Origin of the sequence: Mycobacterium sp. E1747, assembly GCF_001667775.1 — a bacterium.
In the GTDB taxonomy this organism is placed as follows: Bacteria; Actinomycetota; Actinomycetes; order Mycobacteriales; family Mycobacteriaceae; genus Mycobacterium.
On the sequence record NZ_LZJI01000093.1, the window covers coordinates 1 to 13,921 of the forward strand.

The 13,921-nt window shown below is 67.8% G+C and carries 9 protein-coding genes and 1 pseudogene; 3 read left to right on the forward strand and 7 right to left on the reverse strand.

All coding sequences use genetic code 11. From position 1 onward, the window contains the following. Positions 1–341 (reverse strand): Gfo/Idh/MocA family protein (locus A5695_RS09665; protein WP_369830171.1); only part of this gene is annotated, 341 nt, incomplete at its 3' end. A gap of 226 nt (positions 342–567) precedes the next feature. On the opposite strand from A5695_RS09665, the gene A5695_RS09670 reads away from it, so the two are divergent. Continuing rightward, positions 568–1,677, forward strand: coding sequence for an acyltransferase (locus tag A5695_RS09670; RefSeq protein WP_068080368.1), 1,110 nt, complete (start codon positions 568–570; stop codon positions 1,675–1,677). A gap of 52 nt (positions 1,678–1,729) precedes the next feature. Here the strand turns inward: A5695_RS09670 and A5695_RS09675 are convergent, their stop codons facing one another. From A5695_RS09675 to mutA, 5 genes and pseudogenes are all read right to left on the reverse strand, one after another. Then, on the reverse strand, positions 1,730–3,004 hold the full coding sequence (locus A5695_RS09675; RefSeq protein ID WP_082945963.1) for a glycosyltransferase: 1,275 nt from the start codon (positions 3,002–3,004) through the stop codon (positions 1,730–1,732). 994 nt (positions 3,005–3,998) lie between these two features. Continuing rightward, positions 3,999–5,285: a serine hydrolase domain-containing protein gene (locus tag A5695_RS09680; RefSeq protein WP_068080372.1), complete on the reverse strand. Its 1,287-nt coding sequence runs from the start codon at positions 5,283–5,285 to the stop codon at positions 3,999–4,001. Positions 5,286–5,337: 52 nt separating this feature from the next. Next, a pseudogene (meaB, locus tag A5695_RS09685) lies at positions 5,338–6,338 on the reverse strand (methylmalonyl Co-A mutase-associated GTPase MeaB). Continuing rightward, a complete protein-coding gene (gene scpA / locus A5695_RS09690; protein ID WP_068080376.1) occupies positions 6,339–8,591 on the reverse strand; it encodes a methylmalonyl-CoA mutase in 2,253 nt (750 codons plus the stop codon). A gap of 5 nt (positions 8,592–8,596) precedes the next feature. Then, positions 8,597–10,474 (reverse strand): methylmalonyl-CoA mutase small subunit, encoded by a 1,878-nt coding sequence (gene mutA, locus A5695_RS09695; RefSeq protein ID WP_068080378.1) that lies wholly within the window; start codon positions 10,472–10,474, stop codon positions 8,597–8,599. Between the two features lie 167 nt (positions 10,475–10,641). On the opposite strand from mutA, the gene A5695_RS09700 reads away from it, so the two are divergent. Together A5695_RS09700 and A5695_RS09705 are read left to right on the forward strand one after the other, a co-directional pair. Beyond that, positions 10,642–11,409: a TVP38/TMEM64 family protein gene (locus A5695_RS09700; protein WP_068080380.1), complete on the forward strand. Its 768-nt coding sequence runs from the start codon at positions 10,642–10,644 to the stop codon at positions 11,407–11,409. A gap of 89 nt (positions 11,410–11,498) precedes the next feature. Next, positions 11,499–12,335, forward strand: coding sequence for a trypsin-like serine protease (locus A5695_RS09705; protein WP_068080382.1), 837 nt, complete (start codon positions 11,499–11,501; stop codon positions 12,333–12,335). 425 nt (positions 12,336–12,760) lie between these two features. Here A5695_RS09705 and A5695_RS09710 read toward each other — a convergent pair. Beyond that, positions 12,761–13,921 (reverse strand): HAMP domain-containing sensor histidine kinase (locus A5695_RS09710; protein WP_068080384.1); only part of this gene is annotated, 1,161 nt, incomplete at its 5' end.

The window sequence follows — 13,921 nt, forward strand, 5'->3', positions numbered from 1 at the left end:
CGCGCCTCAGCGGCATTGGCACTAAACGGTTTTTCGCACAGCACATGCTTGCCCGCGGCAATTGCGGCTCGGGTCCACCTGCCGTGCAAGCCATTTGGGAGAGGGTTGTAGATGGCGTCCAAGTCGGGGTCCGCGACGAGCGCCTCATAGCTGTCATGCACTCGAGGAATCCCGTGTTCGGCGGCGAAGGCCTGCGCACGAGATACCTCCCGGGCTGCCACCGCCGCGACCACAACCTCGTCGTTTTCTCGTGCTGGGTTGATGAGCGCCAGCGGTGCGATGCGGGCTGCACCGAGGACACCGATTCGCAGCCGCGCACCTTCTTCAGACACGACCCGGATGCTAGCACCCCGTTCTGGACCCGGAGCCGTTCAATGCCGCTGCGCCCCGTTGCCAGCCATCACCGCGGTCAAGCCCGTGCTTCGCCAGTTCAGCGAGCGTCCCTGCTGCCGTGTCGATTGTCCGCCCCGACCGACTCGCCAAGAGCACTGAAAGCAACAGTGATCAATACCGTCGCGATATACGATGGCGCCGACAACGCGCACGGGGGACGAGGGACGGAGCCACATGAAGCTGGGGGAAGTGTTCAGCCCGCGAAATAACGCGCTGAACGCATTCCGGCTGGCCCTGGCAACTGAAGTGATGCTGTTCCACTCGTGGCCCATCACCGGCCACATGCCGCCGGCGGCGGCTAATAAGCTTCTGTTCGCCGTGGGTGTCGACGGATTCTTCGCAATCTCGGGATTCCTCATCTCCCGGAGCTGGCTGAACGACCCTCGACTTCGTGACTACCTCTTGGCTCGAGCTCTGCGTATTCTCCCCGGTTTCTACGTCTGCCTGATCGTCACCGCATATCTATTCGCACCACTGAGCGTGGCGATCCAGGGCGGTTCGGTTAGAAAGCTGCTGCTTTCCAGCGCTCCCATCGAGTACGTACTGCAAAACGCCGCACTGGCCTACCTTCACCCCAATGTCGGAGCGACGCCGCACGGGACGCCGGGCGGAGCAAATTGGAACGCGTCGCTGTGGTCCCTGATCTGGGAAGTGATGTGCTACCTGGCCGTCGCATTCATCGGCGTCGTTGGACTCGCCACTCGCAGGTGGGTTTCCCCGGCCCTGCTGGCGCTCGCCATCGTCGGGGCGATGTTGTTGCCACCATTGACCTTCCCCGGCGTGTGGACCATCCCGCAGCTCCTTTGCCGCTCCGCCATCATGTTCGCTTCCGGGGCGCTCCTGTACCAATGGCGCGACGTGATACCCGCTCGCTGGTCGCTCGTCGCGGTCTGCGTGGTCATCGTCCTCGCGTCCAGCCAGCTGCCGGATTATCGGGTGGTCGCCGGCCTTCCGCTCGCCTACGCCGTCGTCGTCTCTGGGGCCCTGCTTCAGAACAAGCGATTGCAACTACGCACGGACCTGTCCTATGGCATGTACATCTATGCATTCCCGATGCAGCAGTTGCTGGCAGTGTGCGGCCTCGCGCGGCTGCACCCGATCGTGTTTTTCGTCGTCGCGATGACGGCCACCCTCCCGGTGGCGGCGCTGAGCTGGTTCCTGGTGGAAAAGCGCGCGCTGTCGCTGAAATCCCGCTTCAAGCGCCCGAGCAACCCGTCCGCAACGGACTCACCCGCCCAGGTCGAGGTGAGCTCGGACGACGGCAGAGACGCACCGGGCGGATAACTGCTTCTCATGCAGTGGCGGGCGAGCATGCGAGCGAACCGCCGTTAATGCGTCAGACCAAACGCCTTGCGCTGGCAAACTTTTCGAGCACATCAACGGATTTGGCAACGCTTTCAGCCGGCTCTGTCATCCGGGCAGCGAGGTCACGGGCTCGCACCGCATACTCGGGTTCGAGGATCTGACGCAAGTCGGTAACCAGCGTTTCGGTGGTTGTGGTCGAAAAGCGCCGAGTGGTACCGATTTTCAGTCGTTTGAGCTGGGCACCCCAATGCGGTTGGTCGCCGGCTGTCCACAGGATTATCGACGGAACGCCGGCACGCAGAGCCGCTGCCGTGGTGCCCGAACCGCCGTGGTGGACTACCGCGCGACACATCGGGAACGTTGCCGCGTAATTCACCGCCCTGACGACCTTCACGTGCTCAAAATCAGGCACGTCACTGAAATCGGCCCACCCGGCGCAAACCAATGCGCGCTCGCCTAGTTCCGCGCAGGCAGCGCCGATCATCTTGACCGTGTCGGCCGGGGACGCGGCGACCGGCATGCTGCCGAAACCGAAACAAATCGGCGGCGTTCCCGCCTTGATCCACGCCGCCACCTCTTCGTCGGCATCTGTCGTCAACCCCATCGTCAGCGCCCCGACGAAGGGCCGTCGGTCACCCCACTGTTGCCATTCCTCGGCCAGGCCCGGGAAGCAAGCTTCGTCGTATGCCTGAATCTCTAAAGCGGTGCGTTCAATTCGGCGTGGCGAGGGAGACGTCGCCTTGGGCAAACCCAGCTCACGGCGCTGTGCGTCCTCCGCCTTCTTGCTCATGCGCCAACACAACCAGTCGTAGACGGTCATCCCGGTGCGGACCAGTGGCGCCGGCACACCGGGATACAGCTGACCATTGGGACGTATCGGAAAGTAATGCAGTGTCGCGAACGGAATGTCGTAGGCCTCAGCGATGCTTGCGGCGAGTTCTTGGTAAACCAGTCCGCTGAACAGCACATCGGCGTCGGCGGCCAGGGATGCCAACGTGCGGCTCATCTCCGCCCAGTGCGTGAGGCAGGGCTGCCACAGTTCACGCAGCAACCTGATCGGCTCTTTGATCGTCCAAAAGCTGCGGCGGAAGTTCGTCCAGAAGTCACGCAGGAAGTCATCGGACAGGAAGTCATGCATATCTGGCCCGTAGGCGGCTGCCGGAAGCCCTGCCGCCTCGGCGAAGCCCGTGAGGTTGCAGGGGACGGCCATGAGAACGTCGTGTCCCCTGCGCTGGAGCTCCCGACCCATAGCCACGGTCGGCTCGACATCGCCCCGAGTTCCATAGCTTGCCAGCACGAATTTCACGACAGATCATAGCCTTTCAGTTCTGTTGGGCTAGGTGACGTCTGGGGCATCGGTTATTGTCTCCGATTCCTCGACTAGGCGGCAACTTCTGCGGCCATGACGCGATTCTCCAACGTCAAGACACACGAATGCGGCAAGGCGAGGAGCTCTCGGTGGTCTTCGCCCAGGTGCCGCATGGTAAGCCTGTCTACTTCAACGAAACCGCCGGACCGCTGGTAATGCCTGAAACACGCGCGCCTACTAGCGATCCGACATTCGAATTGTTGACTTGTGGAATTCACCGACGAGCCCGAATTGGACGATGAAGTCGTACTGAGTACCACCCCGGTACCACCCCGCGGGCCAAGGGTGAACCCCCCTCTGCCGCTTGCCAGTACCGCCGAGAGCAAGTCTAGCCGCCTATCGTTGCGCTCACCCCCATTTTGCGTCACTCGAGCCAGATCGTCGCGACCACCGGTCATAACACGAACGTCATTGGCCCCACGGCCCGACCGTTGACCCCTAGTCGCGCTATTACCCCGCCGGCCAGGGCGACCAAACGCTGGAATCTGAAGTTTTTGTGATGCGCCTCACTTTCCGCGAAAGTCGCACGGGGCTTTCGCTGACCTATCGCTGCGACGAGGCCTAGTGTTACACGCCGGAGATCTTGGGGCGGCTGCGCACCGCAGCGTGGTCTCAGTCCGCAGTGCGGCGCCAATTTCCGCTTGGTGGAATTGGCCTGCGTATGCAAATCCGGTCCGCCGCAAAAATGGTGGCGTCGATCTCGGTTAAGGCGGGCCAAGCGCGGGCCCGTTTCGTTACGAGATCAACCGCTCCGCATTCCGCGCATCGGTCGGTTGAGCAAACGGATCACGGTTGGCTGCGGGGTGGGTCGCGCGACGATGTCCACGGATTCCGACGTCCAAATGAAGGAGCGATTTACGGCAATGCGCCTTCAAATCAGTTCGACATGTTGATCTCCGGCTCGGGGATAATTGTTTCGCGCATGTTCTACTTAGCCCGCGACGGCTCCCGGCTCGAAGAATGGCGCACCGTATTCGGTCACGGGTGTGAATCCGCGTTTGCGTGCCTTCTCGGCGGCCTTACGGATTAGCGCATAAATGCCGACGAACGCGGCGTGATCGGTCATCACGAACGGGGTGAGCAGCCGATTGTGCACCAGCGAGAAGGCCACGCCGCTCGACGGGTCGGTCCAGCCGAGCGAGCCGCCCAGCCCGACGTGGCCGAAGCCGGGCATCACGTTCCCGATGGGCAGGCTGTGGTAGCCCAGGTGGAACGCCAGCGGCACGAACAGGTTTCGGTCCGGGCGCAGGCTCCGCCGACCGGTCAGCCCGGCGACCAACTCGCGCGACAGGAAGCGGATCCCGTCGACCTCGCCGCCGTTGGCGATGGCGCCGTACATCCGGGCCAGCCCGCGGGCCGTCGCCACCCCGTTGGCTGCGGGAATCTCCGCGTCTAGCAAGGGGGTATCACCCTGGACCGCGGCGACCATACCCGGGAAGTACATGGACCGGAACCCGCCGGACAGCTCGTTGGCGACCTTGCGCGTCACAAAGCTCAGGACCGGGTTCTTCACCATGTTCTGCGGCGCGATGATTTCGGCCACCCGCGTCGGCGCGCCGGCCGGCGGGCGACCGAGATACAACCCGTCGGTGCCGAGGGGCTCGGCGAGCTCCTCGCGGATCAGCGCGCGCATGCCTTTTCCGGTCACGCCCCGGGCGAGGCCGGACATCAGCCAGCCGAAGGTCAACGCGTGGTACGCCGACTTGCCCAGCAGCCGCCCCGGCGACGCCGCGGCCAGCCGCTCCTCCATCACGACGTGGTCCAGCAAGTCTTCGCTGCTGGCGCCGCGCAGTCCCGACAGGCCGGCGGCGTGCCGCATCACGTCGCGCACGGTCAGGTCGGCCTTGCCGTTGGCCCCGAACTCCGGCCAGTACTCGGCGACGGGCGCCTCGTAGTCGATCAGCCCGCGGTCGGCGAGCCGGTGAATGACGGTGGCGGCCATGCCTTTGGTCGCCGAGAACACCATCGGTGCGCTGTCGGCTGACCATGGCCGGTGGCCGCCGCGGTCGGACCAGCCGGCCCAGACGTCGACGACCGGTTGACCGTCGAGGTACACGGCCAGCGCGCCGCCGCCGAACCGGCGGGCGGGAAACATCGTGGAAAAGCTGCGAACGACGCATCCGAAGTGTGAGTCCGCCGCGCCGGACACACGGTGACCTGCGTCAGGGTCATCGTGGACAGGGACCGCGCGGCGATCGACTCGGGTTTCCACCGTCACAATCTCAAATTTACTTGGAGTTCACACCTTCCCGGAGCGGAATCTAGATTGTTTACCTATCCGTTAGTCTGACGCGGCCGACAATATTTGCTCGGCGGCGAGCGCAGGGGTTAACTCCCCCGCCTTGACCTGGCGCTCGACATCGGCGCGCATCTTGCGCACCTTGGGGTTGGCCAGCACCCGGTCCAAGACGGCGTCGCGCACCATCTGCCACGTCCAATCGACTTGCTGCGCCCGCCGGCGCGCCTCGAATTCACCGGCCTCAGTGAGCACCTGCCGATGGCGTTCGATGGTGTCCCACAGCTCCTTCAGACCGGTCCCCTCCATTGCGCTCATCGTGAGAACCGGTGGCCGCCAAAGTGTTTCACGCGGGTGTATCAGCCTGATGGCCGAGGACAGTTCCCGGGCGGCCACCCGCGCCTCCGCGAGGTGTTCGCCGTCGGCCTTGTTCACCACGACGATGTCGGCCAGCTCCAGAACACCCTTCTTGATGCCCTGCAGCTGGTCGCCGCCGCGCGCCAGCGTCAGCAGGACGAAGGTGTCGACCATGTTGGCCACCGTCACCTCGGACTGACCGACGCCGACCGTCTCGATGATGATCACGTCGAAACCGGCGGCCTCCAACAACACCACCGTCTCGCGGGTGGCCTTTGCTACGCCGCCCAACGTGCCGGACGTCGGCGACGGGCGGATGTACGCATCCGGGTGCACGGCCAGGCGCGCCATCCGGGTCTTGTCACCGAGGATCGATCCGCCGCTGCGTGTCGAGGACGGGTCGACGGCCAACACCGCCACCCGGTGGCCCTGCTCGATCAGGTGCATACCGAGGGCCTCGATGGTGGTCGACTTCCCCACCCCGGGGGTCCCGGTGATGCCGACGCGATGGGCGTCGCCCGCGTCGGGCGTCAGCTCGAGCAGCAGCAGCTGGGCCTTCTCGTGATGGTCGGGGCGGGTTGACTCCAGCAGCGTGATGGCCCGCGGCAGCGCCGCCCTGTCGCCTCGGCGAACGGCGTCGGCCAGCTCGTCGACGGAATCGTTCTTGCGGCCGGCCATCTAGTCGAGCAGGTAACCCAGCCGCTCGGCCAGCTTGTGCAGCAAGCCGATCGCGGCGTCGGCGATCACCGTCCCGGGCGGGAAGATGGCGGCGGCCCCCGCCTGGTACAGCTCGTCGAAGTCACCGGGCGGGATGACCCCGCCGACCACGATCATGATGTCGGGCCGTCCCACCTGGGCGAGCGCGTCGCGCAGCGCCGGCACCAGGGTCAGGTGGCCGGCGGCCAGCGACGAGACGCCGACGACGTGCACGTCGTTGTCGGCGGCCTGCCGGGCCACCTCGTCGGGCGTGGAGAACAGCGAGCCGACGTCGACGTCGAAGCCCAGGTCGGCGAAGGCTGTCGCAATCACCTTCTGGCCCCGGTCGTGACCGTCCTGACCCATCTTCGCCACCAGGATCCTCGGCCGTCGGCCGTCGGCCTCGGCGAACTTCTCGACTAGCTCCGTGGCGGTTGCGATGTTGGGGGCCTTTCCGGCTTCGTCGCGGTAAACGCCGGCGATCGTGCGGATCTCCGCCTGGTGCCGGCCGTATACCTTTTCCAGCGCATCGGAAATCTCACCGACCGTCGCCTTGGCCCGGGCGGCGTTGATCGCCAGCGCCAGCAGATTATTACCCAGCCCGTCCTCGCCGGCGCGGCCGTGCGCCGCGGCCGCTCGGGACAGGTCAGCCAAGGCGGCCTGGACGGCGGACTGGTCACGGCTGGCGCGCAGCTCGGAGAGTTTGGCCAGCTGTTCGGCGCGCACGCGGCTGTTCTCGACCTTGAGGACCTCGACCTCTTGGTCCTCCTCGACCTGATACTTGTTGACGCCGATCACGGGCTGCATCCCGGAGTCGATGCGGGCCTGGGTGCGCGCGGCCGCCTCCTCGATGCGCAGCTTGGGGATGCCGTCGCTGATGGCCTGGGCCATGCCGCCGTGCTCGGCGACTTCGGCGATGTGGGCGCGGGCCTTCTGCGCGAGCTGATGGGTCAGCCACTCAACGTAATACGAACCGCCCCAGGGGTCGATCGGCCGCGTGGTGCCCGACTCCTGCTGCAGCAGCAGCTGGGTGTTACGCGCGATTCGCGCCGAAAAGTCGGTGGGCAGCGCCAGCGCCTCGTCGAGGGCGTTGGTGTGCAGGGACTGGGTGTGCCCTTGGGTGGCGGCCATCGCCTCGATGCAGGTGCGCGCCACGTTGTTGAACGCGTCCTGCGCAGTCAGCGACCAGCCCGAGGTCTGCGAATGCGTGCGCAGCGAAAGCGCTTTCGCGCTCTTCGGGTCGAACTGAGCGACCAGCTCGCTCCACAGCAGCCGGCCCGCGCGCAGCTTGGCGACCTCCATGAAAAAGTTCATGCCGATGCCCCAGAAGAACGACAGCCGAGGGGCGAACTTGTCGATGTCCAGGTCGGCGTCCAGGCCCGCCTTGATGTAGTCCACACCGTCGGCCAGGGTGTACGCGAGTTCCAAATCTGCTGTGGCGCCGGCCTCTTGAATGTGATAGCCGGAGATCGAGATGGAGTTGAACTTCGGCATCTTGGCGCTGGTGTAGCCGAAGATGTCGGAGATGATGCGCATCGACGGCTTGGGCGGATAGATGTAGGTGTTGCGCACCATGAATTCTTTGAGGATGTCGTTCTGGATGGTGCCGGCCAGCTTCTCCGGCGGCACCCCCTGCTCCTCGGCGGCCACCACATACAGCGCCAGAATCGGCAGCACGGCACCGTTCATCGTCATCGACACCGAGACCGTCGACAAGTCGATGCCGTCGAACAGCTGCCGCATGTCGAGAATCGAATCGATTGCCACGCCTGCCATTCCGACGTCGCCCTGGACACGAGGATGGTCGGAGTCGTATCCGCGGTGAGTGGCCAGGTCGAACGCCACCGACAGGCCTTTCTGCCCGGCGGCCAGGTTACGACGATAGAACGCATTCGACTCCGCCGCGGTGGAGAACCCCGCGTACTGGCGGATGGTCCACGGCTGGTTGACGTACATGGTGGGGTACGGGCCACGCAGGAAGGGCGGTTCGCCCGGGAAGCTGTTCAGCGGGTAACCGGCCGCCGCGGCGGCGGCTCGGTCGGCGCCGATGTACACCGGCTTCACGGCGATGTCTTCGGGCGTATGCCATTCGAGCTGATCGGGCGTGTACCAGTGCGCCGCCGCCGCGGCGGCGACGTGCTTGCCGACGGCCGCCTCGGTGGGTGGGGGCAGTGGCCGGTCGCCGTCCAGCGGGACCTCGGCGAAGTTACCGATCACGGATGCGGTTGTGGTCATTGCGGCTACGCTCCCAGTCGAGTGAGCAGATTCGAAAGGGCTTCGACCGCATTGATTTTCGCGGTCAGAAACTCGTCGGGCCGGTGCTCGGCATCGCCCAGGGCCTTCTCCGGCCCGGCCAGGTAGACCCGTGACACCCCGGCGGCCCGGGCCGCTGCGACGATCCCGGCGGCCTCGTCCCCGTAGCGCTTGTCGGTGCCGCAGATGACCGCCGCACCGGGCGACCCGGCGTCGGCGACGACCTTCGCGACGCCCGCAGCATCGACGGTTCCGGGGTTGACGGCTTCGATGCCCCCAGACGCCAGCAGGTTGGCGGCGAAGGTGGCCCGGATGTTGTGCTCTGCCAGCGGCCCCAGCGGTAACAGCAGCGCTTGCGGTCGCGCACCGGTGCGGGCCAGGAAAGCGTCGGAGCGATCGCGTAGCGCCTCGAACGCCGCGGCATAGCGCTGCAGGTGGCCTGCGGACAGCGGCGATCCTGACGAATCATCTTGCGGCAGGGCCGGTTCCGTTAGGTTCGGAAACTCGTTGACACCGGTGATCGCGGTGCGCCGATGCGCGATGTCATCGGCGCGCCGCGCGGCGACGTCGGCGATCTGGCCGGCGATATGGTCGCGCGCCTCGACGAAACCGCCGCGGGCCTCGATGGCCTGGAAGTGCTCCCATGCCTGCTCGGCGAGCCGCGCGGTGAGGTCCTCGACGAACCACGACCCGCCGGCCGGGTCCAGCACCCGGCCGACGTGCGACTCCTCCAGGAGCAGCAGCTGGGTGTTGCGGGCGATCCGGCGCGCGAAACTTCTCGCGGTGCCGGGGAATCCGCCCGGGATCGCCACGTCGAACGGCAGCACCAGCACGGTGTCGGCGCCGCCGACGCCGGCGCCGAACGCGGCCAGGGTGCAACGCAGCATGTTCACCCACGGGTCGCGTTGGGTCATCATCGGCAGCGACGTTTCGGCGTGCACGGTGACGGCCCCGCCGTCCGGGTCGCCGACGACCTCGGCGACCCGCGCCCACAGGCGACGCACCGCCCGCATCTTGGCGAGCGTCACGAACTGGTCGTCGTCGGCGGCCAACCGGAAGCTGATCTGGCGCAACGCCTCGCCGACCGGCACGCCCGATTCGGTAAGCCGCCGCAGATAGTCAACCCCGGCGGCCACGGTGCCAGCCAGCTCCCACGTCGCGTTGGCGCCCAGGTTGTGGAAGGCCGGCCCGTCCACGGTGATCGCACGCACGCCGCGCTCACGCACCGCGCGCTTAGCGATCGTGACCACCTCGTCGAGCGACGGCGCGGGACGGTCGCTCAGCGCCGCGGTGAGCGGGTCGCCGCCCAGGTCGATCGACAGGAGTTCGCGCTGATCCGCCTGCACACCCGCCGCCATCGCCAACATCACGTCGGCGGCCGTGGAGTAGTCGGCGCCCGCATCGATGATGACCGGCGCCATGCTCAGGTGCACCCCGGCCAGGCTGTCCTCGAGCTGGCCGGCCGTCACGCCGGACTCCCCGACCCGCAGGACCAGCGCGCTCGCCCCGTTGCCGAGCGCCTCGAGCACCGCCGCGTTGACGTCCTTGGCCGCCACCCCGGCGACGCGGTCGGCCGGGAACGCCTCGGCCACCTTCCAGCCGGACTTGACGTCGCGCAGCGCGTCGGCGCCCCGCACATACGGCCATTCGCCGGGCAGCGGGGGTTCCGGCAGCTCGTCGAGCGCCGTGTACAGGGCCCGGATGGCGATGCCGTCATAGGTCGGGGTTTCCAGCAGCCGCTCGGGCTGATCCCCAAGTTCCTCGGGGTCCTTCCGGGTGCTTTTCGATAGCACGCCGGCGACCGCACTGCGCCAACGCCCGCGAACCTCTTCTAGTTCGGCGAGCTCGGGTACATCAATGGACACCGATTGCTCCCTTTTCCCAGCAAATGGGGCCTGCGACTTACTGATGAGGCTAGTTGATCGGTCCTGTCGGCAGAAAACCGCCAGGCGCGGCGAGGGCGGCGCCGCGGCGACGAAACGCCAGCCTCGGGAAACGAGTTATTCACCTGGGACCCGTAACCTTTACAGGCGTGACGGGTCCCGCCACCTGCAGAATCAACCGGGCTCTGCGCGACCTCGGCGGCGCGCTGGGCGCGACCGCGCGTCTGCTGTCGCGACCCCAGGCGATCGCCACAGTGGTCGGTATCACACTCCTCATCGCCGCCGCGTCATGGCTCCCCCTGCCCACGCCCGTGCAGATGCGGGACTGGGCCCAGTCGGTCGGCCCCTGGTTCCCGCTGGCGTTCCTGGCCGCGCACATCGTGGTGACCGTGGTGCCGGTCCCGCGCACGGCGTTCACCCTGGCCGCCGGTCTGCTGTTCGGCCCGCTGCTCGGTGTGGCGCTCGCCGTCGGCGCCAGCACCGCGAGCGCCGTGATCGCGATGCTGCTGGTGCGGGCGGCCGGGTGGCGGCTGAACCGCCTGGTACGCCACCGGTCGATCGACACGGTCGACGAGCGCCTGCGCCAACGGGGTTGGCTCGCCATCCTGTCGCTGCGGCTCATTCCCGCCGTGCCGTTCTCGGCGATCAACTACGCCGCCGGCGCGTCGACGGTGCGCCTGCTGCCGTACACGCTGGCGACGCTGGGCGGCCTGCTGCCCGGCACCGCCGCCGTGGTGATCCTGGGCGACGCGCTCGCCGGTCACCCCAACTCGCTGCTTTACCTGGTGTCGCTGTGCACGGCGGCGCTGGGTTTGACGGGCTTGGCCATCGAGGTCCGCCATTTCCGTCGGCACCATCGCCGGGCACCCGGTCCCGTCGACGACCGGCCCTCCCCAGAGCCGGCCGCGGTCCGCTAGAAATCTCGCCAATCACGACGGCTGGCAAGCCGAATGCTGGCAAGCTGGCGCTGGAAGACCTACCGGCATCGCGCGCTCAAGGGGGGTGTTTGGCCGGAACCCACGTGCAGTACCCGCTGCCACAACGATCCAGGCTGCATTCCGCGTTGCTGGCCATCGCGGCGTTGTTGTGCGCCATGGCCTTCGTCGCCGCGGTCTCCCAGCTGTCCAGGAACGACTCGGCCCACGAGCTCACCCCGCCGCCGGCTCTGGCGCCGATCGACCTGCCCGCGTCGAGCGCCATCGGCCCCGGCGCCGGCATCTTCGTCGAGTATGCCGACGGGTCGGGCGGAATGGGTTGCACCGCAGGATTTTTGGTCCGCACCGCCGCCGGCCAGACTGGAGTCCTCACCGCCGGCCACTGCAACCGCCCAGGTGGGCCCGCCAAGGTGACGATGAACCTGGGCGGCGTCCTGCCCTACACGACGGTGGGCACGTTCAGCCAGACGGTCAGCGAGGGCGTCCACAACGAACAGCACGACATCGGCCTGGTCATACTCAACGGCGACATCGTCCCGCAGAGCGCGGCCATCGGGGCTTCCCTGCCGGTCTCCGGGGTCGCTACCAACCTGCAGATCGGCCAGGAACTGTGCAAGTTCGGCATGGGCTCCGGCGAGGCCACCTGCGGCCCGATCACGGAAGTCACCAAGAGCAAGGTCGTGTTCTTGGCGCCCGGCCGGTGCGGCGACTCCGGCGGCCCGGTCTATCTCCACGAAGGCGACGGCACCGTTCGCGCCGTCGGCATCCTCATCCGCGGGGGTATCCCCAACACCCCCAAGCCGGGATGTTCGGCCCCGGCCAGGTTCTCGGTGGCCGAACTCGTCCGGCCCTGGCTGGACAAGTGGCGGCTGACCACCGTGACCGCGGGCGCGTCCGCGGCCGGCTGAAAATCGGCCGGCCGCAAGGATCTTCAGGCTGGCTTCAGGCTCGCCTCCTACCGTCGCGGACGTCGTGGTGCGCGGGACGCGATTGCGCACCCGACGGGGATCGATTGCCGACAGAAATGGAGAGATGAGCCGAGTGAAGATCAAACAACTCATCGCCGGTTCCTTGCTCGCGGGCGTCCTTGGGGCGGCCGGGGCCGGCTTCGGCGCCGCGGTAGCCAGCGCGGATCCGCCCCCGCCCCCGCCGCCGGGCCAACCCTGGGGGCCGGGGCCGGGCGGGCCAGGCGGACCACCCCCGCCGCCCGGACCGCCGGGCGGACCGCCCCCGCCGGGGGCTCCGGGTGGACCCTTCCGCCCGCCACCGCCGGGGTTCTAGTGCCGGCTGTGCGTTAGCCGTACCGAGCGGTGGCCGCCTCGAGCTGGGGCGGTCACCGCTCGCCGCTCCGATCGGCCGCGGCGGCGACCGGCAGGGTGAGCCGGAACCGGGCACCGCCGTCGTGGGTCACGCACACCAGCTCCCCGCCGTGGGCTCGGGCCAACGCCCGGGCGATCGGTAGGCCCAGCCCGGCGCCGCCGTGATCCCGGCCGCGCCCGGCGTCCAGGCGGACCAGGCGCTCGAAGATGCGCTCGCGCTCGGCGTCGGGAATCCCCGGGCCACTGTCGGTGACGGTCACCGCGGCGGCGCAGTCGTCCCGCCGGACGTCGATCGTGATCGCGCCTCCGGTCGGCGTGTAGCGGCGTGCGTTGTCAAGCAAGTTCGACAGAATCTGTGCGAGCCGGGTGGGGTCCGCGTTGACGGCGAGGTTGGCCGCGCCGGTGCGACTGATGGTGAGCCGCGGCGCGAGCATGGCGGCGCGGTCGGCTTCGGCGTCCGCGATCGCGGCCAGGTCAACGTCGCGGGTGTCCAACGGCAGCCCGGCGTCGATGCGACTCATATCGAGCATGTCCGACACGAGGCGCCCGGCGCGTCGGGCGTCGGACAGCAGCAGGCTGGCTCGCCGATATTGACCTGTCGCCTGATCGCCGCCCTGATCGGTAGAGGCGTTGTTGGCGAGCTGTTCGGCGGCGACCTGGATCCCGGCGATCGGGGTGCGCAGCTCATGTGCGGCGTCGACGAGGAAGCGTCGAGTGGCGCTCTCGGCGCGCTGAGCCGCGTCCGCGGCCCGCCGGGCCCGGTTCTCGGAAGCCTCCAACGCGTCCAGCATCCCATCGAAAGCGGTTGCGGCGCGGCCTAATTCGGTGTCGACCCGGTCCGGACGCAGCCGTCGCCCGCGATCGCCCGTCCTGATGTCGTTAGCCAGCGCCGTCAGCCGGTCCAACGGGCGCAACGCCACCCGGCTGACCGCCACCAGCAACAGCGCCGCGGTCAGGAGCGTCACCGCGCCGGCCCCGATCATCAGCAGACGCAGCTGGTGCGTCACCTGGGTGGTCTGCGTCGTATCGGCGACCAGGACCACCCGGGCGCCATCCGGCAGCGGACGCACCACGGCCGTCGCGGTGGCGTCCGGCGGGGGCGGCGGGGGCCCGTAGCCTCGCGGCGGCCCGGGCGGCGGCGCGAATCCGGGCGGCGGCGCGAATCCCGGCGGCGA

Excerpts from the sequence above, each read along its gene's own strand:
- scpA (WP_068080376.1), bottom strand. The coding sequence starts at position 8,591 with ATGACCACAACCGCATCCGTGATCGGTAACTTCGCCGAGGTCCCGCTG.
- A5695_RS09670 (WP_068080368.1), top strand. The coding sequence starts at position 568 with ATGAAGCTGGGGGAAGTGTTCAGCCCGCGAAATAACGCGCTGAACGCA.